Origin of the sequence: Fulvimonas soli (assembly GCF_003148905.1) — a bacterium.
In the GTDB taxonomy this organism is placed as follows: Bacteria; Pseudomonadota; Gammaproteobacteria; order Xanthomonadales; family Rhodanobacteraceae; genus Fulvimonas; species Fulvimonas soli.
Genome location: NZ_QGHC01000010.1, coordinates 79,622 through 102,481, shown reverse-complemented (window position 1 = coordinate 102,481; position 22,860 = coordinate 79,622). Strand labels below are relative to the sequence as shown.

The 22,860-nt window shown below is 67.4% G+C and carries 20 protein-coding genes; 10 read left to right on the top strand and 10 right to left on the bottom strand.

Annotation, left to right across the window (positions count from 1 at the left end; genetic code table 11):
- The 3 genes from asnB to C7456_RS13525 form a co-directional block, all read left to right on the top strand.
- Positions 1-2,042, top strand: a 2,042-nt coding sequence (asnB, locus tag C7456_RS13535; protein WP_211306324.1) for an asparagine synthase (glutamine-hydrolyzing), incomplete at its 5' end; no start/stop codon positions are given.
- Positions 2,039-2,953 (top strand): glycosyltransferase family protein, encoded by a 915-nt coding sequence (locus C7456_RS13530; protein ID WP_170120221.1) that lies wholly within the window; start codon positions 2,039-2,041, stop codon positions 2,951-2,953. The genes asnB and C7456_RS13530, both read left to right, overlap by 4 nt.
- Entirely contained in the window at positions 2,950-4,113 is a 1,164-nt protein-coding gene (locus tag C7456_RS13525) for a glycosyltransferase family 4 protein (protein ID WP_109724352.1), read from the top strand. The genes C7456_RS13530 and C7456_RS13525 overlap by 4 nt, the downstream gene beginning before the upstream one ends.
- 1 nt (position 4,114) lies before the next feature.
- On the opposite strand, the gene C7456_RS13520 is transcribed toward C7456_RS13525, so the two are convergent.
- The 4 genes from C7456_RS13520 to C7456_RS13505 all read right to left on the bottom strand — a co-directional run bounded on the left by C7456_RS13520 (position 4,115) and on the right by C7456_RS13505 (position 8,566).
- The gene (locus tag C7456_RS13520) at positions 4,115-5,035 is read right to left on the bottom strand and encodes a glycosyltransferase family 4 protein (protein WP_245889874.1); all 921 of its coding nucleotides are present in this window, start codon (positions 5,033-5,035) and stop codon (positions 4,115-4,117) included.
- A 92-nt stretch (positions 5,036-5,127) separates the two neighbouring features.
- Entirely contained in the window at positions 5,128-6,291 is a 1,164-nt protein-coding gene (locus C7456_RS13515) for a glycosyltransferase family 4 protein (protein WP_109724350.1), read from the bottom strand.
- Entirely contained in the window at positions 6,284-7,138 is an 855-nt protein-coding gene (locus tag C7456_RS13510) for a glycosyltransferase family 2 protein (RefSeq protein ID WP_109724349.1), read from the bottom strand. The genes C7456_RS13515 and C7456_RS13510 overlap by 8 nt, the downstream gene beginning before the upstream one ends.
- 258 nt (positions 7,139-7,396) lie before the next feature.
- Complete coding sequence (locus tag C7456_RS13505; RefSeq protein WP_109724348.1) at positions 7,397-8,566, bottom strand: DegT/DnrJ/EryC1/StrS family aminotransferase; 1,170 nt, start codon at positions 8,564-8,566, stop codon at positions 7,397-7,399.
- Positions 8,567-8,742: 176 nt separating this feature from the next.
- Here C7456_RS13505 and pilB point away from each other — a divergent pair, with 176 nt between their 5' ends.
- From pilB to coaE, 4 genes are all read left to right on the top strand, one after another.
- Positions 8,743-10,467, top strand: coding sequence for a type IV-A pilus assembly ATPase PilB (gene pilB, locus C7456_RS13500; protein ID WP_109724347.1), 1,725 nt, complete (start codon positions 8,743-8,745; stop codon positions 10,465-10,467).
- A gap of 149 nt (positions 10,468-10,616) precedes the next feature.
- Positions 10,617-11,885: a type II secretion system F family protein gene (locus C7456_RS13495; protein ID WP_109724359.1), complete on the top strand. Its 1,269-nt coding sequence runs from the start codon at positions 10,617-10,619 to the stop codon at positions 11,883-11,885.
- Positions 11,886-12,075: 190 nt separating this feature from the next.
- Positions 12,076-12,933, top strand: coding sequence for a prepilin peptidase (locus tag C7456_RS13490; protein WP_109724346.1), 858 nt, complete (start codon positions 12,076-12,078; stop codon positions 12,931-12,933).
- Positions 12,930-13,580, top strand: coding sequence for a dephospho-CoA kinase (gene coaE / locus C7456_RS13485; RefSeq protein ID WP_109724345.1), 651 nt, complete (start codon positions 12,930-12,932; stop codon positions 13,578-13,580). Before C7456_RS13490 ends, coaE begins: the two co-directional genes overlap by 4 nt.
- 264 nt (positions 13,581-13,844) lie before the next feature.
- Here coaE and C7456_RS13480 read toward each other — a convergent pair whose 3' ends face one another.
- Together C7456_RS13480 and C7456_RS13475 are read right to left on the bottom strand one after the other, a co-directional pair.
- Positions 13,845-14,792 carry a Nudix family hydrolase gene (locus tag C7456_RS13480; protein WP_245889871.1) on the bottom strand — a complete coding sequence of 316 codons (948 nt, stop codon included), beginning with the start codon at positions 14,790-14,792 and terminating at the stop codon, positions 13,845-13,847.
- Between the two features lie 12 nt (positions 14,793-14,804).
- The gene (locus C7456_RS13475) at positions 14,805-15,293 is read right to left on the bottom strand and encodes a dihydrofolate reductase (RefSeq protein WP_109724344.1); all 489 of its coding nucleotides are present in this window, start codon (positions 15,291-15,293) and stop codon (positions 14,805-14,807) included.
- 99 nt (positions 15,294-15,392) lie between these two features.
- Here C7456_RS13475 and C7456_RS13470 point away from each other — a divergent pair, with 99 nt between their 5' ends.
- Positions 15,393-16,397 (top strand): hypothetical protein, encoded by a 1,005-nt coding sequence (locus tag C7456_RS13470; protein WP_109724343.1) that lies wholly within the window; start codon positions 15,393-15,395, stop codon positions 16,395-16,397.
- Here the strand turns inward: C7456_RS13470 and C7456_RS13465 are convergent.
- Complete coding sequence (locus C7456_RS13465; RefSeq protein ID WP_109724342.1) at positions 16,375-17,169, bottom strand: thymidylate synthase; 795 nt, start codon at positions 17,167-17,169, stop codon at positions 16,375-16,377. The two genes, C7456_RS13470 and C7456_RS13465, sit on opposite strands and share 23 nt — an antisense overlap.
- 126 nt (positions 17,170-17,295) lie before the next feature.
- On the opposite strand from C7456_RS13465, the gene C7456_RS13460 reads away from it, so the two are divergent.
- Entirely contained in the window at positions 17,296-18,309 is a 1,014-nt protein-coding gene (locus C7456_RS13460; RefSeq protein ID WP_109724341.1) for a TIGR00266 family protein, read from the top strand.
- Between the two features lie 32 nt (positions 18,310-18,341).
- On the opposite strand, the gene lgt is transcribed toward C7456_RS13460, so the two are convergent.
- Positions 18,342-19,232, bottom strand: a complete 891-nt coding sequence (lgt, locus tag C7456_RS13455; RefSeq protein ID WP_109724340.1) for a prolipoprotein diacylglyceryl transferase — start codon at positions 19,230-19,232, stop codon at positions 18,342-18,344.
- Between the two features lie 250 nt (positions 19,233-19,482).
- Between lgt and C7456_RS13450 the strand changes: the two genes are divergently transcribed.
- Entirely contained in the window at positions 19,483-21,396 is a 1,914-nt protein-coding gene (locus C7456_RS13450) for an alpha/beta hydrolase family protein (protein ID WP_245889870.1), read from the top strand.
- A gap of 64 nt (positions 21,397-21,460) precedes the next feature.
- Here the strand turns inward: C7456_RS13450 and C7456_RS13445 are convergent, their stop codons facing one another.
- Positions 21,461-21,964 (bottom strand): TPM domain-containing protein, encoded by a 504-nt coding sequence (locus tag C7456_RS13445; protein WP_109724338.1) that lies wholly within the window; start codon positions 21,962-21,964, stop codon positions 21,461-21,463.
- Positions 21,964-22,848 carry a TPM domain-containing protein gene (locus tag C7456_RS13440; RefSeq protein ID WP_245889873.1) on the bottom strand — a complete coding sequence of 295 codons (885 nt, stop codon included), beginning with the start codon at positions 22,846-22,848 and terminating at the stop codon, positions 21,964-21,966. Before C7456_RS13440 ends, C7456_RS13445 begins: the two co-directional genes overlap by 1 nt.
- Positions 22,849-22,860 lie beyond the last annotated feature (12 nt).

The window sequence follows — 22,860 nt, the reverse complement described above, 5'->3', positions numbered from 1 at the left end:
ACTTCAGGGCGTGCGAGGTGTCGCTTGCCGACTTTGCGGGCGGCGCGAACGGCGTTATACCGCTCACGCCATGCCAAGGGAGGGGTTATTCGAGGTGCCCGTATGCAGCGAAAGGGCACCTGATTATGTGCGGGATTGCCGGCCTGTTTGTGCATGACGGCCCTGTCGATGTGAGAAGCCTCGCCCGCATGTCGCGTGCGTTGGTGCATCGAGGCCCCGATTCCGAAGGCGTATGGCGCGACGACACTGCGTCGATTGGGTTAGTACATCGACGCCTCTCGATCGTCGATCTTTCGGAGGCTGGCCACCAACCCATGCATTCCAAGGACAATCGATGGGTCATCTCCTACAACGGGGAGATTTACAACGCCGCCACGCTGAAACAGCGGCTCGAGGCGCGCGAGGCAATCCTGTGGACGGGCCACTCCGATACCGAGATCATGCTCGAAGCCATTGCCCAATGGGGCGTGGCGCGTGCGCTCGAACTGGCGGAAGGCATGCTGGCATTTGCGGCATGGGACAGACGTGACCGCAAGCTCTACCTGGCGCGCGATCGCATGGGCGAGAAGCCGCTGTATGTCAGCTTTCTGTCGAACGGCGTTGCCTTTGCCAGCGAGCTGAAAGCCTTCCACGGCCTGCGTGGATTCCAGTCAAGCCTTCACCCGGAGGCGATCCGCCAATACTTCGTTCACGGCTACATCCCATCGCCTTTGTCAATCTATCGGACGACCTTCAAACTTCCGCCAGGGAGCTGGATCTGCCTGGACCAGCACTCGATGCGGCATATAGGTACGGTAAGCGAGTTCCAGCAGGCATGCGTAACCTATTGGTCCGCGGCCGACTTGGCGGCGCAAAGCACTCCCAAGCTTGCTGCGGACGAATCGATCGAAGCCCTGAAGCATGCCTTCGAGGCATCGGTCAGCAACCGCATGCTGGCCGACGTCCCCGTGGGCGCCTTCCTCTCCGGTGGCATCGACTCGTCCCTGGTTGCCGCCGTGATGCAGCAGAAATCATCGCACCGGGTCAAGACCTTCACCATCGGATTCTCCGAAAAGGCTTTCGATGAGAGCGTACAGGCCGAACGTGTCGCCCGCTATCTCGGGTCTGACCACCAAACGGTGCGCTTCAGCCCTGAGCAGGCACTGGACTTGCTGCCCCGGTCCATTGAGGTCTACGACGAACCGTTTGCCGATACCTCGCAGCTTCCGACCATGCTGCTTGCTTCGGTCACACGCCCGCACGTGACGGTGAGCCTCTCTGGTGACGGCGCCGACGAACTGTTCGGCGGCTATCCGCGCTACTGGAACGCAATGCGCCACATGCGCACCTATCAGCGCTGGCCCGTAGCCTTGAGGCGATCAATCGGACGGTTGGCAACAACCCTCTTCGTGCACCCCGGGTTTGCCGCGGCGCGCCGGATCGACCGCGTCGCCACAGCCATGCAGCAACTCGACGCCGCCGGCGTCCATGACTGCCTTTCCTCGGTCTGGGTTCGCCCCCAAGCCGACATCCTTGCCGGCAACACCTCTTTCCCGGGGGCCGTCATGAACAACAGCTCGCTGTCCGGCAACCTAGGTGCGTCGCACATGCTTTTGAGCGACCAATTGCGCTATCTACCAGACGACCTGATGGTGAAGACCGACCGCGCGAGCATGGCTGTATCGCTCGAGGTGCGCATGCCGTTCCTCTCCCCCTCGATGGTCGAGCTTTCTTGGCGCATCCCGTTTCACGACAAGATCCAGGGTTCGCTGGGCAAACTTCCGCTGCGCCGGCTATTGCGCACCTATCTGCCGGATGACCTGATCAAGCTGCCGAAACGCGGCTTCAACGTACCCATCGCGCAATGGCTTCGCGGTCCGCTCCGGGGATGGGCCGAGCAGATGCTGGATGCTACGACGATCAAGTCCGGCGGCTATCTCAATGAACGTGCTGCACGCGCTATATGGTCCCGGCATCTTGCTGGCAAGGACGAAAGCCAAGCGTTGTGGACCATCCTGTGCTTCCAGTTCTGGCTTGGTCACACTTCAGCAAGCGCGCCATGATCACCTCAACGACTGGCGCCGCCGACACCGACGAAAACGCAGCCCACCACTCCGTCCTCGGCGCAGTGCTGATCAACTATCGCCGTGCTGACCTCACCCAGCGCTGCGTGTCCAGTCTACTGGACCAAGTGGATTACATCGCTGTTGTGGACAATTCCGAGAGCGCCGCCGAAACAACGCGCCTGCAGGATGCATTGACGGGCATTGCACGCGACTCGAAGACTATCGTAGAGATACTGGTCTCCCACACCAATGTTGGTTTCGCCCGCGGCATCCAGCTTGGCGTGGATGTCCTCGCTAGCATACCGCAGCTGGAAGCGATCCTGGTCATCAACAACGATGCCCAGCTTGGCGTGTCAGCCGTCGCTACCCTATGGCAAGCCATGCGCATGTCCCGTGGCCTAGTGTTGGTGGCCCCGCATGAAACCACGGACGGAGTGCCTTCCGTGCGCTGGTACCAGCGCACGCTGGCGCTCGTGAGCAAGCGCCGACTGCCCGGCTCTTTTGCATACATCAGCGGCGCCTGCTTGCTGATTCCGAAGCAGCTGTTGTCAACACCACTCTTCGATGCCGATTTCTTTATGTACGGTGAAGACGTCGAGCTCTCCTGGCGTCTAACCAGATCCGGCGTCGCTCTAACTACGGTCGAATGCACATTCACCCACGCGGCGAACAGCTCGTCCGTAACCAACAGCTCGTTCTATGAGTATCACACGGCGCGCGGGCATATCCTGCTCGCACGCAAGCTGGCGCACAACCTGCCCGACCGCATCGTGCTGACCCTGGGCCGCGCCATCACGTTGCCGCTCCGGGCGCTCATGCGTTCGGCGCGTGCGCGGAACCTTACCCCTGTACACGCCCTCTTGCAGGCGACCGCTCAACCCACTGTCAGCCGCAAGCCGTTGCCATGAAAATACTGTTCCTTACCTATTCGGTAGACATTACCGGAGCCGATCTCAGCATGCTGGCACTGGCGGAAGGGTTGGGCTTGCCCTGCCTGATCGCATCTCTTTCGGATGGGCCATTTCTCGAACTAGCGAGATCGAGGGGTCTCGAAGTCGAGCGCGTGTCTGCCGGAGGATCCTTGTTGGCGATGCGTTCCAAGACATCGTTGATACGACGCATATTCTCCCTCCATCAATTGCCCGCCTTGGCATTTCGCATCGCGAAGCTGGCGCACAACTATGACGTCATCTATGTCAACGCCAAGAAAGCCGTGGTTATCGGCGGGCTTGCCGCGCGCATCGCGGGCAAGCACATGATCTGGCACCAGCGTGACATCGTAGCTGTATGTTCGGGGACAAACTGGCGCAACCGCCTGTCCGAACGCATCCTGGTGGCTGCGCTCAATACCTTTGCGTCCCGCGTATTCTCGGTGTCGCACGCAGCTGCCGATACACTCGTCACTTCGGGAGCGAAGCCCGAGCTTGTGCGCATCATTCTCAATGGCGTCGATCCTGCCAAGTACGGGCAGGCAGCGCGTATTGACAACATCCGGTCCGGACTCGGGATCCCCGCCGACGCGCCTCTGATCGGGTGTTTCGGTCAGTTGCTTCCCTGGAAAGGACAGGAGGTGCTGCTCGAAGCCATGAGGAACCTTCCCACAGCCCACGCGCTCATCGTGGGTGGGGCCACCCAAGACAACCCGGACTACGCCCAAAGCTTGATGCAGCAGGCGCGAGCACCGGAACTGGCCGGTCGCGTGCATTTCCTGGGCCGACGGTCGGATATTGGCGCACTGATGCACTCGGTCGATATCGTGGTCCATCCTTCCACGGCATTCGATCCTTGCCCGCGCGTGGTCATAGAGACCCTGCATGCAGGCACTCCCATTGTCGCCACGGCCGTGGGTGGGGTTCCGGAAATCATCCGGGACGGATCAACCGGCCTGCTGATCCCGCCAGGAGATGCCCTGGCGCTGGCTTGCGCCTTACACCGACTCTTGGATGACCCACCACTGGCCCGCATGCTGGCCAACCAGGGCAAGGCCGACGCGCTGGCACGTCTGACCCTCGCCCGAGTCGTGAATGATGTTGGCCAAGCACTGGGCGAGCTGGTCGGCGTGGAATGAATCACGTACTCGACAATACGCGCCTGTAAACCTTGATGTAGTCACCAAGCATGTGCTGCAAGTCGAAACGTCTTTCGACGCTAGCCCGCGCAGCCCGCCCCATTCGCGCAAGCCTTTCGCGATCACCGGCAAGTTGACGGATGGCCGCCACAAATGCCTCGACATTGTCAGTATCGACCAGCAGCCCTGTGCAACCATCCTCCACGACTTCGGGGATGGCCGAATTCCTGGCTGCCACGACTGGCCTGCCGCAAGCTTGCGCCTCGAGCGCGACAAGACCGAAACCTTCCAGTCGGGATGGAAACAATAACGCATCGCAGGCGCGATACGCTTCAGCCAAATCCGTATCCGCCGGCAAGTCCCCAAGAAATCGGATGTTGGCCGGTACATTCCGCGACGGAGCATCGCCGGTGCACGACAGCACGAATCCATCGCCCAGAATCGTCATAATGGGGGCAAGCAGATCCGCCGCTTTGCGTCGTACCCAGCGGCCAACAAACAACAAGCGAAACGGCTTAGTCGCGCCGCGCGGCGTGCCCGGATGGAAAGGCCCATCGAGATCGATACCGTTGTGGATCACCTCGACGGGCAAGGGACCAAAGGCGTTCCGGGTAGCCCGGGCCGTGTAATGACTCACTGCGGTGATGCAGGCGGCGTTCTCGAGCATGCGACGCTCAACGCCACGAATGTAGCTGCGGTAATAGCACGCCTGCATCGCCGATCGGTATGGGGCATAAAGGGGGTCATGCACGCAATGATGCACGGTCACAACGCGAGGCAAATCCCCCTGGATCAAACTCGCCGGCAACCAGCTGTTCACATGAACCACATCGGCCCATGGCGGCGGAGACAATGGCCGTACCGTCCACGGCGCGTATTCCGCACGCGATGGAAGCCAGTCGACCTGCGTACGGATGCCCATCCGCTCGAGGCCCGACGCAAGGCGCCGTGTATAGATGTCCGCGCCACTGCCAGCACGTATAGCAGGGAACCATACGCCACGCGGCAAGCTCATCACGTGCTCCCAGTCGACGTCAAATTGCACAGGGTGCCGAAAATCTTGCGGCCGAATTGGCTCCAGTCATACGCCTGTGCATGACGCCAGACCTGCTCGCGCGGAAGCGGCCGCTCCAGTAGGGCGACAACGGCATCCGCAAACGCCTGCGGCTGGCCCGGTGCCACCAACCGTCCCGACACACCATCGGCGACCGCGTCCACTACACCGCCTGTCGCGTAAGCAACAGTCGGAACCCCGAAAGCGGCCGCCTCGATGGCCACCATGCCGAAACCCTCCGGATCACCCGGGATGGTGCGAACCGGGAACACATGCAGATCGGATCCTCGATAAATGTCCGCCAGATGCTCGCGATCCACAATCACTCCGAGGAAACGCAAATGATCGCCGACGCCGGCCCTCCGGGCTGCATCCCGTATCATCTCGGGTGTTTGCGCCTTGGCATGAAGAGCATCTTTCGGTACATCGCCCGCGATCAGGAGCATCACGTCCGGACATCTCCGGACGATCAAGGGCAGCACTTCGCTAACGAATTCGCACAATCCCTTTCTGCTGGAAAGCCGCCCCACGGACAGCAGTACCTTGCCATCCCCCAAGCCAGAGAAGGCATCCGCCACACGCTTCGGCGAATGGCCTGGTAACGCGCCGGGCACGGCGACTCCCGGATGCACGATCGCAATCCGCGCCGCTGGAATGCCTTGTGCAACAGCCATAGCCTGCGTCGCGCTACTGTTGGCAAACACGAGATCCATGCGGTGCAGGAAAGGCAACCAGAACCAGCGATAGAGCGGGTGATTCACGGCGATGTCCAGGCCGTGGAGATAAATGGCCGCTTTCGCGCCGACCAGCCGGGCCGACACCCAGGTCATCGGTGCCATCAATCCGCTGCCTCCGAAAACGACGTCGGGCCGAAACTGCCTCGCAACGGCCACGGCGCAACGCGTTGCAACGAGCAGAAAGCGCCAAAGCGGCCGCAATGGCACCTCGCGGATATCCGTCGCCGGGGGCGCAAATGCCGACGCGCCTTCCGGCCCTACGACGACGACATCGGCTGCCGCGCGAAGTTGATCGACCAGGTGCCAGTTCAACTGCTCCATCCCGCCGACCAGCGGGGGGAGATTCCGGGTGATCAGCTGCACCCGCAGCTTGCGTGCGTTATCCATCCCGCCGGTACATCAATGCCGTGATCTGCTCCGACACTAAGCCGATCAGGAACACGATCACCGCCGCGCTCCACAGCAAGGCGCTCATATTGGTAAGCCGGCCTTCACGCACGAACGTCCACGCGTAGTTCGTGCAGCCGAGCAGGAAAAACAACACGCTTGCCGGCGCAAACAGCTTCAACGGCGAATACAACGTCGCGATCTTGAAGATGATCAGCAGGAAGCGCAGCCCGTCGCGCAATGGCCTGATGTGGCTCCTGCCGATGCGCTGCGCCGCCTTGATCGGCACGTAGGCTACCGGGTAGGCGCTGCGGAAGAAGGCCATGGTGCTGGTGGTGGGGTAGCTGAAGCCGTTGGGCAGCAGGTAGAGGAATTCGCGGAACTTGTCCGCGCGCACGGCACGGAAGCCGGAGGTCAGGTCGGCTACCACGTGGCCGGTCATGCGGGTGGCCAGCCAGTTGTAGAGCGTGTTGGCCACTCCGCGCCCCACTCCGGCCTGGCTGTCCCAGTCGCGGGCGCCGACCGCCATGTCGTAGCCTTCGTCCAGCTTGGCGAGCAGGCGCGCGATGTCGGCCGGGTCGTGCTGGCCATCGCCGTCCATGAACACCAGCACGTCGCCGCTCGCGGCGCGCGCGCCGCGCTTGATCGCGGCGCCGTTGCCCATCGAATACGGCGAGGACAGGCAGGTCACGCCGGCGGCCTGGCACAGTGCCCGGGTATCGTCGGCGGAGCCGTCGTCGACCACGATGATCTCCGCGTCGGGCCGCGCGGCGCACAGGCGCGGCAGCAGGCCGGCCAGGGCGGCGCCCTCGTTCTTGGCGGGCAGGATGATGCTGAGGCGGTTCAAGGCGACTCCCCCGAGTGTGGCTGGGGATCATAGCGCGGCGGGCGAAGGGGCTGGGTGGACCGGGTGGGCAGATTCGGGAGCGGGCTTTGCCGCACTCCGCTGGCTGTCCGTGGACGCCCGGAAAGGGCAATGGATCCCCGCTTGCGCGGGAATGACGCCCTCCAATGCTTTGGCGCACGGCAGAGCCCATGCCTGCTCTCGCAAGAATGGAGTCCACTGGCCGACGCCGGCCGGAACGCAGGTTGGCGAAACGCGCTTTCAACGACGGATCAGCCCGCGCACGGCATCGATCACGCGCTCGGCGTCGGCATCGGTCATGCCGGGCGACAGCGGCAGGCTCACCGTCTGCCGTCCCAGGTGCATGGCATGGGGCCACTGCTCCGGGCGCCAGCCGAAGCGCTGCTGGTAGTAGGGGTGCTCGGGGATCGACAGGTAGTGCACGCCGGTGCCGATGCACGCCGCGTTCATACCGTCGAGGAAATCGTCGCGGGCGATGCCGCAGCGCGCCTCGTCGACCATCACGGTGTAGAGGTGGTGGCCGTGTCGGGTATCCGGCTCGGGCGTGGCCGGCAGCGTCAGCGGAAGGTCGGCGAAGGCCTCGTCGTAGCGCCGCCACAGCTCGCGGCGGCGGCGCCAGTTGGCCTCCACGCGCGCCAGCTGGTGCAGGCCGATCGCCGCCTGCAGGTCCATCATGTTGTACTTGAAGCCGCACTCCACCACCTGGTAGTGCCTGTAGCCCTTGTCGCCGAAGCGGTGCCAGGCGTCCTTGCTCATGCCGTGCAGGGCCAGGATGCGCGCGCGCGCCACGTGCTCCTCGTCGCGCCCCAGGATCATGCCGCCCTCGCCGGTCACCACGTTCTTGGTGACGTAGAAGCTGTAGCAGCCGAAGTCGCCGAAGGTGCCGGCCGGCCGGCCGTGGAATTCGGTTTCCACCGCGTGGGCGCAGTCCTCGATCACCCTGAGGCCGTGCCTGGCGGCGATCGCCATGAGGCGGTCCATGGCGCAAGGGCGTCCCGCGAAATGCACCGGCAGGATCGCCCGCGTGCGCGGGGTGATGGCCGCCTCGATGGCGTCCGGGTCGATGTTCTGGGTCAGCGGGTCGACGTCGGCCAGCACCGGGGTCAGCCCGGCGTGCAGGATGGCGTTGACGGTGGCGCAGAAGGTCAGCGGCGTGGTGATCACCTCGCTGCCCGGCTCCAGCCCGGCCGCCACCATGCTCACGTGCAGGGCGGCGGTGCAGGAGTTCACCGCCGCCACCTGCGAGGGCCGCACCCCGCGCCAGGCGGCGAAGTCCCGCTCGAAGCGCGCCACGCGCGGGCCCGTGCCGAGCCAGCCGGAACGCAGGCAGGCCTCGACCTCGGCGATCTCCTCCTCGCCGATGGCCGGGGCGCCGAAGACGAGGAAGGGAGGTGCGGCTGGGGTCGTCATGCGGGAATCCGGGCAAAAGGCGTTTTCTATCCAACCTCGGGGGCGGCGTCCATCCCGCCCTGCGGGTGCGCCGGAAGGTGACGGCGGTCGCCCCTTGCCCTCGCATGCGAGGGTGACCAGGCCGGCCATCTGGGGTAAATTCCCGTCCAATCAGGGGGCTGGGTCGGATTCCGCACATGTCATCGCAACCGCAACCATCGTTGGCCGGGCTGTCCGGCATGGCGCGCCGGCTCGTGTCCGAGGGAGTCCTGCCGGAGCTGGACGTGCGCAAGGCGGTCGCCGAGTCGGCCCAGCAGAAGGTCTCGCTGACCACCTGGCTGCTCGACCACAACCTGGTGGAAAGCCCCCGGCTCACCCAGATCGCTTCCGCCGAGTTCGGCATGCCGATGATGGACGTGGGCGCGCTGGCGCCGGCCAACATGCCGCTCAACCTGATCAGCGAGGAGCTGATCAACAAGCACAAGGCGCTGCCGCTGTTCAAGCGCGGCAAGCGGCTGTACGTGGGCATCGCCGACCCGATGCAGTCGCACGCGCTGGACGAGATCAAGTTCCACTCCAACTGCATGGTGGAGCCGATCCTGGTGGAACGCGGCCAGCTGCTGCGCACCATCGACAACGCGCTGGCCAACATGAACGCCGCCGTGCCCGACATGGGCGGCGACGAGCTGGGCGACCTGGCGCTGGAGGTCGGCGACGACGAGGCCGAGGCCACCGGCATCGACGCCACCGGCGGCGACGACGCGCCGGTGGTGAAGTTCGTCAACAAGATCCTGGTGGACGCGATCAAGCGCGGCGCCTCGGACATCCACTTCGAGCCGTTCGAGACGCAATACCGCGTGCGCCTGCGCATGGACGGCATGCTGCGCGCGGTGGCCAGTCCGCCGATGAAGCTGGCCAGCCGCATCGCCTCGCGCCTGAAGGTGATGAGCGGCCTGGACATCGCCGAGCGGCGCGTGCCGCAGGACGGCCGCATCAAGCTCAACCTGTCGAAGAACCGCGCGGTGGACTTCCGCGTCAGCACGCTGCCCACGCTGTTCGGCGAGAAGATCGTGCTGCGCATCCTGGACGGCTCGGCGGCCAAGCTGGGCATCGACGCGCTGGGCTACGAGGACGACCAGAAGCAGCTGTACCTGGAAGCCATCCACAAGCCCTACGGCATGGTGCTGGTCACCGGCCCCACCGGCTCGGGCAAGACGGTGTCGCTGTATACCGCGCTCAACATCCTCAACACCCCCGAGCGCAACATCTCCACGGTGGAGGACCCGGTCGAGATCCGCGTCGAGGGCATCAACCAGGTGCAGCAGAACGTGAAGCGCGGCATGACCTTCAGCGCCGCACTGCGCTCGTTCCTGCGCCAGGACCCGGACGTGATCATGGTGGGCGAGATCCGCGACCTGGAAACCGCCGAGATCGCCATCAAGGCGGCGCAGACCGGCCACATGGTGCTCTCCACCCTGCACACCAACGATGCGCCGCAGACCATCGCGCGCCTGATGAACATGGGCATCGCGCCCTACAACATCACCTCCTCGGTGACCCTGGTGATCGCCCAGCGCCTGGCACGGCGCCTGTGCAACCATTGCAAGCGGCCCGCGCAGCTGCCCGAGCACGCGCTGCTGGCCGCCGGCTTCACCAAGGAAGAGATCGGCGCCGGGCTCACCGTCTACGAGGCGGTCGGCTGCGACCAGTGCAACGAGGGCTACAAGGGCCGCGTGGGCATCTACCAGGTGATGCCGATGCTGGAGGAGATCCAGAAGATCGTGCTGCAGGGCGGCAACGCGCTGCAGATCGCCGAGGTGGCGCGCCAGGCCGGCATCAACGACCTGCGCGCCTCCGCCCTGCTCAAGGTGAAGAAGGGCGTGACCAGCCTGGCCGAGATCGACCGCGTCACCAAGGACTGAAGGCGGCCCCGGACGGGCCTTTTTTGGGATCGCCGTAGCGCCGGACTTGCGCCCGGCGCCACGGATTGGGTCCATGAAAATGTCGTAAGCTGCGGATATTCGCGCCGTCCCCAGGGGGCGGCCGCCGCGAACCAGAGGGGGAGATGCGCATGGCCACGGCTACCGCAACCGCAAAGAACGCCCGCGCGCTCGGCGCCCAGCGCGCCCAGGTCAGCCAGCTGACCGTCTACGACTGGGTCGCGCTGGACAAGCGCGGCAAGCGGATGAAGGGCGAGATGCCGGCGAAGAACGCCTCGCTGGTGAAGGCCGAACTGCGCCGCCAGGGCATGAACCCGCAGACCGTGCGCGAGCGCGGCAAGCCGCTGTTCGGCGCCGCCGGCAGCACGGTCAAGCCGCGCGACGTGGCGATCTTCAGCCGCCAGATCGCCACCATGATGGCCTCCGGCGTGCCGATGGTGCAGGCCTTCGACATCATCGCCGGCGGCCAGAGGAACGTCCGCTTCAAGAACATGCTCACCGACGTGAAGCAGGGCATCGAGGGCGGCTCGGCGCTGCACGAGGCGCTGGGCAAGTACCCGGTGCAGTTCGACGAGCTCTACCGCAACCTGGTGCGCGCCGGCGAGTCGGCGGGCGTGCTGGACACGGTGCTGGACACGGTGGCCACCTACAAGGAGAAGATGGAGGCCATCAAGAGCAAGATCAAAAAGGCCCTGTTCTATCCGACCATGGTGCTGGCGGTGGCGCTGCTGGTGAGCATGGTCATGCTGCTGTTCGTGGTGCCGGTGTTCGCCCAGACCTTCAAGGACGCCGGCGCCGAGCTGCCCGCCCCCACCCAGATCGTGATCTCCGCCTCGGAGTTCATGAAGAGCTACTGGTGGGTGGTGATCGGCCTGATCGTCGGCGGCATCGTGGCGATCGTGATGGCCAAGAAGCGCTCGGACAAGTTCGCCCACTTCCTCGACCGCGTGTCGCTCAAGCTGCCGGTGATCGGCAACATCCTGCGCCAGTCGGCGATCGCCCGCTTCGCGCGCACCCTGGGCGTCACCTTCCGCGCCGGCGTGCCGCTGGTGGAGGCGATGGACGCGGTCGCCGGCGCCACCGGCAGCGTGGTCTACGGCGACGCGGTGCGGCAGATGCGCGACGACGTGGCGGTCGGCCACCAGCTGCAGCTGGCGATGCGCCAGACCGGCCTGTTCCCCAACATGGTGGTGCAGATGACCGCGATCGGCGAGGAGTCCGGCGCGCTGGACAACATGCTGTTCAAGGTGGCCGAGTTCTACGAGGAAGAGGTCAACAACGCGGTCGATACCCTGTCCACCCTGCTCGAGCCGCTGATCATGGTGATCCTCGGCGTGCTGGTGGGCGGCATGGTGGTGTCGCTGTACCTGCCGATCTTCAAGCTGGCCGGTACCGTGTAAGCTTGTCCGCCACGGGCGCCCCTTCCGTTCCGGAGGGGCGCCGACGACCGGGAGGTCCCCGGGAAAACCGCCGCGCCACCGTCATTCCCGCGCAAGCGGGAATCCATACCGCAGTTCCCGCGTCCGCCCGGGACGGCGGGGCGGCCGGCGGCCTTCCGCAGGGCCTCCCGCCACCGAGCCGGAAAACCGCATGCCCGACCTGCCCCTGTGGACCTGGACCTGCCTCGCCGCCGTACTCGGCCTGCTGGTGGGCAGCTTCCTCAACGTGGTGATCCTGCGCCTGCCCGCGCGCATGGAGGCGGACTGGCGCCGCGAGGCCCGCGAGGCGCTGGAGCTGGAGGCCGTCGACGAGCCGCGGCCGCCCGGCATCGTGCGCGAACCCTCGCACTGCCCGCACTGCCGGCATCCGCTGGCGGCGGCCGACAACATCCCGCTGTTCGGCTGGCTGCTGCTGCGCGGGCGCTGCCGCTACTGCCAGGCACCGATCTCGATCCAGTACCCGCTGGTGGAGCTGCTGACCGGCGTGCTCAGCGCCGTGGTCGTATGGAAATTCGGCCCGACCTGGCCGGCGCTGGCGGGGCTGGCGTTCACCTGGCTGCTGGTCGCGCTGGCCGGCATCGATTTCCGCACCCAGCTGCTGCCCGACCAGCTCACCTATCCCCTGCTGTGGCTGGGCCTGCTGCTCTCGCTGCTGCCGATGTTCGTGGCGCCCGCGCCGGCGATCCTCGCCGCCGCCCTCGGCTACCTCAGCCTGTGGAGCGTGTACTGGCTCTTCAAGCTGCTGACCGGCAAGGAAGGCATGGGCTACGGCGACTTCAAGCTGCTCGCCGCGCTGGGCGCCTGGATGGGGCCGGGCGCGCTGCTGCCGGTGGTGCTGCTCTCCTCGCTGATCGGCGCCCTGGTCGGCGGCGGCCTGATCCTGCTGCGCCGCCATCAGCGCGAGGTGCCGATGCCCTTCGGCCCGTTCATCGCCGCGGCCGGCTGGGTGTGGTTCGTGGCCGGCGACGCCCTGTGGCAGGGCTATGCGCAGTTGACCGGCCTGCGATGAACGCGGTCCCGCGCCCCTACGTGGTCGCCCTCACCGGCGGCGTCGCCGCCGGCAAGAGCGCGGTGGCCCGGCGCTTCGAGCTGCTGGGCATGCACGTCTACGACGCCGACCAGGCCGCCCGCGCCGTGGTCGAGCCGGGCAGCGAAGGGCTGGCCGCCGTCGTGGCGGCCTTCGGGGCGGACGTGCTCACCGCGGACGGGCGGCTGGACCGCCCGGCGATGCGCGAGCGCATCTTCGCCGATCCGGCAGCGCGGCGGCGGCTGGAGGCCATCGTCCACCCGCGCGTGCGCGCCTGGCTGCACGAACGCGCGCTGGCCGACGACGGCCCCTACTGCCTGCTGGCGATCCCGCTGCTGGCGGAGAACATCGCGCATTACCGCTGGGTCGACCGCGTACTGGTGGTGGATGCGCCCGAGGCGCTGCAGCTGGAGCGGCTGGTCCGGCGCGACGGCATCGACGCCGACCTGGCGCGGCGCATGATCGCGCAGCAGGCCACCCGCGCCGCGCGGCGGGCGCTGGCCGACGACGTGATCGAGAACCACGGCGACGAGACCATGCTGGACCTCGCCGTGGCCGACCTGCACGGGAAATACCTCGCGCTGGCGGCCGAGAAGCGCCGGGCGGTCGGAAGCGCCGACCGCGCCTGAAGGCTCCGGGGCCCTGGCCCTTTTCCGAGCAAGAGCAAGCGAGAGCATGGATCGAGGCCTTGGGCGGCCCCGCACCAGGTCGATCGCGGCCGGAGGCCGCGATGTCCGACCCTCACCATCCCGCGCCGTCGTGAACCGACGTTCACGCCTATGCTCTCCCTTGGCCCGCATGCAGACGGCCCCCGGCGCGGGGGACTCGGAGACCTTGAACAGGCTGCTCCTACGAGGCGAGCGGGAAGCCATCCTGGAGTCACCGGCGCGCCGTCAATCAGCCCAGAAACCGCGGATCCCCGCCACGCCCTGCCCCGCCATGTCGCGCGCGCGCGCGGCATCCGCCGGCACCATGCCGCCCAGGGCATAGACCGGCAGCGCGGCGGCCTCGGCGGCGGCCCGGAAGCGCTCCCATCCCAGCGGCGGCTGGCCGGGATGGCTGGCGGTGGCGGCCACCGGCGACAGCGTGGCGAAATCGGCGCCCAGCCGCGCGGCCAGCGCCAGCCCGGCCTCGTCGTGGCAACTGGCGCCGACCGGCTGTCTCCATGGCAGCGGACGCGCATCCAGTTCGCGCAGCTGTGCCGCCTTGAGGTGCACGCCGATGCCGAGCCGGCGCGCCCCCTCGATGTCCGCGTTCAGCAGCAGGCGCGCCCCATACTCCTGCGCCATCGGCAGCAGTTCAGCGGCCAGTTCGCGCACCCGCGCCAGCGGCCAGCGCGGCAGGCGCAGCTGCAGCATGCGCGCCCCGCCCAGGATCGCGCGGCGCAGGCAGGCCAGCGCCTCGACTTCCAGGGAAGGCTCGAGGTCGGACGGCGTGATCGGATAATGGGGCGGCAGGCGCAGCGCCTGCAGGATCGGCCGGTCGGCAGGCGCCAGCGCCGCCGGGTCGATTTCGTCGGGAAGCCGCCACCGCAGCGCCTGCCCGTCCAGCGGAGCGGGCTCGCCGTCCCAGGCGCGTACCGTCCAGGCATCGAGCAGCAGCTCGCGGGACTCGTGGCGCCAGGGGACGCGGATCAGCGGGCCCGCCTCGCGCAGCGCGACGCCCAGCTCCTCGCGCAGCTCGCGCGCCAGCGCGTCCCGCGGCGTCTCGCCGGGCTCGAGCTTGCCGCCGGGAAACTCCCAAGCCCCGGCCAGCTGCTTGCCCGGCGGGCGCTGGGCCAGCAACACCCGCCCCCCCGCGTCGAGCAGCACGCCTGCCATCACGTGCAGCGGCATGCCCATGGCGAGGCGCGCTCAGACGTTGCGGATGTACTCGACCATGTCGAAATCGTAGGCGTGCTCGGCGTCCGCCTTGTGGTGCGTGCGCGCCACCTCGGTCCACTCGTCGAAATGCACGCCGGGGAAGAAGGTGTCGGCGCCGTCGGTCGCGGTGTTGACCCAGGTGAGATACATCCGCCGCGCCGCCGGCAGCGCCTCGCGGTAGACCTCGCCGCCGCCGATCACCATCAGGCCGGTGCCGTCCGCGCGCGCCTGCGCCTCGGCCAGCGAGCGCACGGTCACCTGGCCGGGGAACGGCGCCTCGTGCCGGCGCGACAGCACCAGGTTGTGGCGGTCCGGCAGCGCGCGGCCGATCGCCACCGCGGTGTTGTAGCCCATCAGCACGTACTTGCCGAGGGTGAGCTGCTTGAACCAGCGCAGGTCGTCCGGCAGGTGCCAGGGCAGCTGCCCCTTGCGGCCGATGGCGAAGTTCTCGTCGAGTGCGGCAACCAGCGAAATGGCCATGCAAGCTCCGGATGTGCACGAGGTCGGGGTGAGGAATGGCGCATGCAGGCCCCGGTGGAACTGGCATGCTAGCCGCACATTGTAGCGAGGAACGCCGTCATGATGATGATTCCCGGGCTGGCCGCGACAGTGCTGGCCGCCGCGCCGGCCGCGCCCGCGCCCGCGCAGGTCCTGCCCACCGCCTACGAGGCCGGCCACTTCTACGCGGCTCCCGAGACCGTCGACGGCCAGCGCCTCAGGCTCGTCGTCGACACCGGCGGCGGCGGCGCCGCCGGCATGTACTGGCTGCGGGAGGACGTGGCCGAGCGGCTGCGCCTGCAGCCCGCCGCGTGCCGCATCGGCGGCGCGTCGCTGGCCGTGGCGCGCCTTCCGGCCTACCGCCCAGGCCGGGGCCTGCCGCCGCCGGGCCCCGGCCCCTGCGGTCCGGCGGTGATGATCCAGACCGGAACGGACGGCATCTCGGGCGACGGGCAGCTCGGCGCCGGCTACCTGCCCGGCCGCGTGTGGACCTTCGACTACCCCGCCCGGCGGCTCGTGCTCGAAGGCGGCGGCTGGCGGCCCGATCCGGCCGCGCACGCGACCCGGCTCGGCTTTCCCCACGACGGCGCCGGGCGGCAGGCCTCGGGTTTCGCGCGCATCGTCATCCGCGTCGACGGCCGGCCGCTGGACATGCTGCTCGACACCGGCGCCACCGCGCACCCCACCGCCGCGGGCAGGCAGGCCAGCGGCACGCCGGTGACCGCGCAGGGCTACGGCGTCACCAGCTACATCGCCACCAGCGTGCTGGAACGCTGGCACAAGGCGCACCCGGACTGGCGCGTGGTGAACGACGGCGACGACCTGCGCCCCAGGCGTCCCACCCGCCTGATCGAGGTGCCACGGGTGGAGATCGCCGGCTGGTCGGTCGGCCCGGTCTGGTTCACCGAGCAGCCGGACGCCGCCTACCGCCAGTTCATGGCGCAGTGGATGGACAAGCCCACCGACGGCGCGGTCGGCGGCAACGTGTTCCGGCATTTCTCGATGACGCTGGACTACCCGCGCGAGACCGCCTACTTCCGCTGCGTGGAGGGCTGCGCCGCCGCTACACCGCCACCGGGGCCTTGATCGCCGGGTGCGGGGCGTAGCCCTCGACCGCGACGTCCTCGTAGCGGAAATCCTCCAGCGCGCGCACGCCGGGATTGAGCACCAGCCTGGGCAGCGGGCGCGGCTCGCGGGCGAGCTGCAGCCGCGCCTGTTCGAGATGATTGCTGTACAGGTGCGCGTCGCCCAGCGTGTGCACGAAGTCGCCCACGCCCAGGCCCGTCACCTGCGCCACCATGTGGGTGAGCAGCGCGTAGCTGGCGATGTTGAACGGCACGCCGAGGAAGACGTCGCCCGAGCGCTGGTACAGCTGGCAGGACAGCTTGCCGTCCGCCACGTAGAACTGGAACAGCGTGTGGCAGGGCATCAGCGCCATCTTCGGCAGCTCGCCCACGTTCCAGGCGCTGACGATAAGCCGGCGCGAATCGGGGTTGCGGCGGATCTCCTCCACCACCCAGCGGATCTGGTCCACCGCGCGGCCGTCGGCGGTGGGCCAGGCGCGCCACTGCCGGCCGTAGACCGGACCGAGGTCGCCGTCGGCGTCGGCCCATTCGTCCCAGATGCTGACGCCGTGCTCCTTCAGGTAGGCGATGTTGGTGTCGCCCTTCAGGAACCAGATCAGCTCGTGCACGATCGACTTCAGGTGCAGCTTCTTGGTGGTGACCAGCGGGAAGCCCTCGTTGAGGTCGAAGCGCATCTGCCAGCCGAACACGCTGCGCGTGCCGGTGCCGGTGCGGTCGGTCTTCACGGTGCCGTGGTCGAGCACGTGGCGGAGCAGGTCGAGGTAGGCGCGCATGGCGCCAAGGATAGCCGATGGGTGCGCGCCGGTTCCGGAACGGGCGGCGGCCCATGACAAGGGTCACTGCACATCCGCCCGGACGGCGGCCTAGACTGCGGCTTTCCCCCCAAGGAGTCGGCGATCATGGCGCAGTGGTATTTCAGCTACGGCAGCAGTTCGGAACGCATCGGCCCGCTCGACGACGAGGCCGCGCGCGCGCAGGCGCGCAGCCGCCCCGACGGCTACTGCTGGCGCGAGGGCTTCGCCGAGTGGCGGCCGATCCGCAGCGTCGCCGAGCTGGGCGGCGGCGCACCCGCCGTGGCGCCGCCGCCGGCGCCGTCCGGCCCGCGCAGCGGCGCCGACGAGATCGACTACCGCATCGTCGGCCACGAGATGCAGTTCGTCGAGATCGAGCTGGACCCGGGCGAGAGCGCGGTCGCCGAGGCCGGCGCGCTGATGTACAAGGAAGCGGCGGTGCAGATGGACACCGTGTTCGGCGACGGCTCCACCAGCGGCCAGGGCGGCGGCCTGATGGACAAGCTGCTGTCCGCCGGCAAGCGCGTGATCACCGGCGAGAGCCTGTTCACCACCCTGTTCACCCATACCGGCCAGGGCAAGGCCAAGGTGGCCTTCGCCGCGCCCTACCCCGGCACGGTGATGGCGATGAAGCTGTCCGAGCACGGCGGCCGGCTGATCTGCCAGAAGGACTCCTTCCTGGCCGGCGCACGCGGCGTGCGGCTGGGCATCTTCTTCCAGCGCAAGATCCTCACCGGCCTGTTCGGCGGCGAGGGCTTCATCATGCAGAAGCTGGAAGGCGACGGCTGGGTGTTCGTGCACGCCGGCGGCACCGTGGTGCAGCGCGAGCTGAAGGCTGGCGAGCGGCTGGACGTGGACACCGGCTGCGTGGTGGCCTTCCACGACACCGTGGACATGGACGTGCGCCCGGTCGGCGGCATCAAGAGCATGCTGTTCGGCGGCGAGGGCGTGTTCCTCGCCACGCTGACCGGCCCCGGCACGGTGTGGCTGCAGTCGCTGCCGTTCTCGCGCCTGGCCGGGCGCATGCTGGCCGCGGCGCCGCAGGGCGGCGGGCAGCGGCGCGGCGAGGGTTCCATCCTCGGCGGGCTGGGCGACCTGATCGGGGGAGACCGCAACTTCTAGCCGTGGAACGGGGAACGCGAACGCGGCGAAGCTCAGCCCGTTCCCCGTTCCCCGTTCCCCGTTCCCGCTTCCAGCACGGGCGCCCGCCGCGACATCACGATCAGCACCAGCCCGACCACGATCAGCGGCAGCGAGAGGATCTGCCCCATCGTCAGCCAGCCGAAGGCCAGGTAGCCCAGCTGCGGGTCCGGCAGGCGCACGAACTCCACCGCGAAGCGGAAGCAGCCGTACAGCAGCCCGAACAGGCCCGAGACCAGGTAGCGCGGCCGCGGCTTCAGCGACACCAGCCACAGCACCGTGAACATCGCCACGCCCTCCAGCAGCATCTCGTACAGCTGCGAGGGCTGGCGCGGCACGCCGCCGTACTGCTGCAGCGCGGCCAGCCATTCGGGATGCGCCTGCGCCCACGCCACGTCGTCGGTCTTCGCGTTGGGAAAGATCATCGCCCACGGCAGCGTGCTGGGCTTGCCCCACAGCTCGCCGTTGATGAAGTTGCCCAGCCGTCCCAGGCCCAGCCCGATCGGCACCAGCGGCGCCACGAAATCCACCGTGTCGAAGAAATGGACGCGGTGGCGCCGCGACCACCACCAGCCCGCGGCCAGCACGCCGAGCAGGCCGCCGTGGAAGCTCATGCCGCCGTCCCACACCTTGAACAGCGCCAGCGGCTCGCGCACCACCCAGTGCAGGTCGGTGTAGAACAGCATGTAGCCCAGCCGGCCGCCGACGATCACGCCCATCATCACGTAGAAGGCCAGGTCGCCCAGCGCGTCGCGGCTCACCGGCAGGCGCCCGCGCCGGCGGCGGTACTCGGCCAGCATCCAGCCGCCGAGGAAGCCGAGCAGGTACATCAGGCCGTACCAGTGGACCTGGACGGGGCCGAGCTGGAAGGCGACGGATTTGATGGCGACGACGGGATACACCATGGACTTAACCGCAGCGGATAAGACCCCAAGTGTATCGCGCGCCCAACGCCCCCGAAGCAAGGTTTCGCCTTGTCGATTCGCTGGCTAGAATGCCGGGTGGCCCGGCCATACTAAAAACCGGTCGATGGCCGATGCGGGCCGGAATCAACCGGCCCGGTCCAATCAGGGGTAACTAAGGGGGAATTTCTGGATGTCGCCTATCTTAAAACGGGCGTTGTTGCCCGCTGCATTCCTGCTACCGTCCGCGAATGTGACCGGCACCGACCTCATCCCTGCCGAGACATTTGCCCATCACCCGGAACTGAGCATGGTCAGGCTGTCTCCTGACGGCCAGCATATCGCACTGCGTGCCGATCTGGACAACGGAAAAACGCACGCATTGATGATCTACGCGCTGAATGACATGGCGCATCCCTTCATGCTGCGCATGCCCACGAACGAACTGCCCAACAACATAGTATGGGTAAGCAACAAGCGGCTCATCGTGGAGAAGGCCCGCCGGTTCGGTGCGTTCGACGCTCCAATGGCAACGGGCGAGATCATCACCACGGACATCGACGGCAAGCACCAGGACTACCTCTACGGCTACGACGCCGCCAAGCAGAGCAGCCGCGGCTATACCCGCAGCGACGATCAGGGATCCGGTTTCTACGATGGTCAGCCGGATATGCCGAACGACCATTTCTACATGCGCACCTATCCCTGGCAATCGAACCGCAGCAGCTTCCTTTACGACGTCGACTCCGTCCGCAACACACGGCACCTGATTGGCGACATCAACCTCGATGGCATGAGCTTCCTGGTGGGCCCGGACGGTACGGCGCGCTTCGCCTACGGCCGTGACGACAACTGGGACTTCGTCATGTTCCGCAGGATGAATGGCCAATGGACTCCTGTCCGTGCGACGCAGAGCAGCGGCTCCTTTATCCCGTGGGGATATGCGCCGGACAAAACCAGGATTTACGCCTCTTACAGTGTCGCCGGCGAACCGGCTTCGCTGGTCGAGCAGGACGAGGATGGCGGGAACCGCAGGATCCTAGCCAAGGACGGCTTCGGCGAAATCGAGAGGGTGCAGTGGACCGCCAAACCGGAGGTACCGTTCGCCTATATCACCAGCACCGGCTACCCGAAGGTCCAATACATCGATCCGAACCTGCCCACCGCAAAACTTCACATGGCACTCAGCCTGAAGTTTCCAGGCGAGTTCGTCGATTTCATCAACTTCAGCCAGGACGGTGGCCTGCTGCTGTTCAAGGTGAGCAGTGACCGCGACCCTGGCGTCTTTTACCTGATCGACACGCGTACCTACAAGGTAAGCAAGCTGTTCTCGGTCATGCCCGAAATCGATCCCGCGAAGATGGCCTCGAGGCGACCGATCCGCTTCACTGCCAGCGACGGGAAGGAACTCGAAGGCTATCTCACCCTGCCCCCTGGACGTCCCGAAAGCGACCTACCGATGGTCCTGCTTCCACACGGCGGACCGATCGACGTACGCGACGATTGGTTCTACGTCGGGGAGGATTCCGACAACACGGATGCCCAGTTCCTCGCCAACCGTGGCTACGCCGTGCTACAGGTCAACTATCGCGGCTCGTCCGGACGTGGTTACGGGTTCAAGGAGGATGGCTACCTCAAATGGGGTACGCGCATCCAGCAGGATCTGATCGATGGCGTGAAATGGGCGATCGACCAGAAAATCGCCGATCCCAAGCGGATCTGCGTCTACGGCGGCAGCTTCGGCGGCTACTCGGCCATGATGACCGTGATCCGCGCTCCCGGCATGTTCAAGTGCGCCGTGGGTTTTGCCGGCATCTACGACCTCCAGATGATGTACAGCAAGGGCGACATCAAGAGCCGGAAGTCGGGCCGCAGCTACCTGACCACAGTGATCGGCAAGAATGATGCCGATCTCGCGGCCAACTCGCCAGACAAGTTGGCCGACAAGATCGACGTCCCCGTGCTGTTGGTCCATGGCGAGGAAGACCAGCGCGCACCGATCGAGCAGTTCAAGGCCATGCGTGATGCGCTGGATGCCGCCCACAAACCCTATCAAACCCTGGTCAAGCCGGGTGAGGGCCATGGCTTCTACGACGAGAAGAACACCGTAGAGTTCTATAACACCTTGCAGGCGTTCCTGGAAAAACATATCGGCAAGGGCGCCTGAGGCGCCGCTTCACGAACGACGGAACGGCCGCCCACCGAGGCGGCCGTTCCGCTTCGCGGGGGCGTCAAAGCAGCACCGGCCGGTCCGGCAGCTCGTCGGGGTTGTCGCGGCCTTCCGCGGGAAAATGCCGCGCGAGCAGGGCGTGCACGGCGCCGATGCCTTCCAGGCAGCCCTCGCGCCAGCGGTCCTGCGCGAACGCGCCGCCCATGCGCGCCGCGATCTCGTCCCACGCCGCCTGCCCGACCTTCCGCGCGATGCCGCGGTCGGCCACGATCTCGATGCGGTGCTCGGCCATCAGCACGTAGAGCAGCACGCCGGTGTTGTGCTCGGTGTCCCACACGCGCAGCTGGGCGAACACCTGCTCCGCGCGCTGCCGCGCGCTCGTCCCCGCCAGCACGGCCGCGGGCGCCAGCCGCGATTCGACCGCCAGGCGCACCTCGCCCAGGTGGGTCCGCTCGCCGGCGGCGATCGCCCGCGCGATCTCGTCGAGCGTGCCGGGCGGGAAGCGCCGCCCCAGCTGGAACCAGCCGGCGAAGAGGTTGCGCAGCAGGCGTCCGGGCCGTGCCATCACCAGCTCCCCGAGGAGCCGCCGCCGCCGAAGCTGCCGCCACCGCCGCTGAAGCCGCCGCCGCCGAATCCCCCGCCGCTGCCGCCGCCCCAGCCGCCGCCACCGAAACCGCCCCAGCCACCCCAGCCGCCGCCGCCGATCGAACGGCCTGCGCCGGCCGGCAGCAACATCAGCGCGCCGCCGATGAGCGCGCCGAGCACCGCGCCGCCCAGCGAGGCGAGCAGCAGCCACAGCAGGCCGCCCGTGAGCGCCGCACCCAGCGGCGTGCGCACCAGGGCCGGGATGCGGCCGAGCAGGCTGCGCAGGAAGAAGGCCGCGAACACGCCGATCAGCAGGGCATGCCCGAAATCGATGCCGCGATGCGGCCGCTCGCCGCCATCCACCGGCGGCGGCAGGCTCTCGCCGTCGATGAGCTGGGTGAGCGCGCCGACGGCGTCGCTGATGCCGCCGTAGTAGTCGTTGCCGCGGAATTTCGGCGCGATGTACTCGCGGATGATGCGCGCCGTGGCGGCGTCGGGAATGGCGCCCTCCAGGCCGTAGCCGACCTCGATGCGCACGCGCCGGTCGTCCTTGGCGACCAGCAGCAGCACGCCGTCGTCGCTGCCCTTGCGGCCCACCTTGTTCGCCTCGGCCACCGCCAGCGAATAGCTCTCGATGTCGTCCGGCTGCGTGCTGCCCACCATCAGCACCACCAGCTGGGCACCCTTGCGCCGCTCCAGGTCGACCAGCTTCGCGTCGAGCTGGTCGACCTGCGACGGGGTCAGCGTGCCGGTGAGGTCGGTGACGTGGCGCGCGAGCCTGGGCACGTCGGCCGCGCGCAGCAGCGCGGGCGACAGCAGCGCCATCGCCAGCAGCCACAGCAGGCGCAGGCCGCGCCGGCGGATCATCGCCGAGTC

What these genes read in the sequence shown, in the direction of transcription:
- C7456_RS13490 (WP_109724346.1), top strand. Translation starts at nt 12,076, where the DNA reads ATGCCCGACCTGCCCCTGTGGACCTGGACCTGCCTCGCCGCCGTACTC.
- C7456_RS13460 (WP_109724341.1), top strand. Translation starts at nt 17,296, where the DNA reads ATGGCGCAGTGGTATTTCAGCTACGGCAGCAGTTCGGAACGCATCGGC.
- C7456_RS13525 (WP_109724352.1), top strand. Translation starts at nt 2,950, where the DNA reads ATGAAAATACTGTTCCTTACCTATTCGGTAGACATTACCGGAGCCGAT.
- C7456_RS13480 (WP_245889871.1), bottom strand. Translation starts at nt 14,792, where the DNA reads ATGGGCATGCCGCTGCACGTGATGGCAGGCGTGCTGCTCGACGCGGGG.
- C7456_RS13520 (WP_245889874.1), bottom strand. Translation starts at nt 5,035, where the DNA reads ATGGGCATCCGTACGCAGGTCGACTGGCTTCCATCGCGTGCGGAATAC.
- C7456_RS13495 (WP_109724359.1), top strand. Translation starts at nt 10,617, where the DNA reads ATGGCCACGGCTACCGCAACCGCAAAGAACGCCCGCGCGCTCGGCGCC.
- C7456_RS13515 (WP_109724350.1), bottom strand. Translation starts at nt 6,291, where the DNA reads ATGGATAACGCACGCAAGCTGCGGGTGCAGCTGATCACCCGGAATCTC.
- lgt (WP_109724340.1), bottom strand. Translation starts at nt 19,232, where the DNA reads ATGGTGTATCCCGTCGTCGCCATCAAATCCGTCGCCTTCCAGCTCGGC.
- coaE (WP_109724345.1), top strand. Translation starts at nt 12,930, where the DNA reads ATGAACGCGGTCCCGCGCCCCTACGTGGTCGCCCTCACCGGCGGCGTC.
- C7456_RS13530 (WP_170120221.1), top strand. Translation starts at nt 2,039, where the DNA reads ATGATCACCTCAACGACTGGCGCCGCCGACACCGACGAAAACGCAGCC.
- C7456_RS13475 (WP_109724344.1), bottom strand. Translation starts at nt 15,293, where the DNA reads ATGGCCATTTCGCTGGTTGCCGCACTCGACGAGAACTTCGCCATCGGC.
- pilB (WP_109724347.1), top strand. Translation starts at nt 8,743, where the DNA reads ATGTCATCGCAACCGCAACCATCGTTGGCCGGGCTGTCCGGCATGGCG.
- C7456_RS13505 (WP_109724348.1), bottom strand. Translation starts at nt 8,566, where the DNA reads ATGACGACCCCAGCCGCACCTCCCTTCCTCGTCTTCGGCGCCCCGGCC.
- C7456_RS13465 (WP_109724342.1), bottom strand. Translation starts at nt 17,169, where the DNA reads ATGCGCGCCTACCTCGACCTGCTCCGCCACGTGCTCGACCACGGCACC.
- C7456_RS13470 (WP_109724343.1), top strand. Translation starts at nt 15,393, where the DNA reads ATGATGATGATTCCCGGGCTGGCCGCGACAGTGCTGGCCGCCGCGCCG.
- C7456_RS13445 (WP_109724338.1), bottom strand. Translation starts at nt 21,964, where the DNA reads ATGGCACGGCCCGGACGCCTGCTGCGCAACCTCTTCGCCGGCTGGTTC.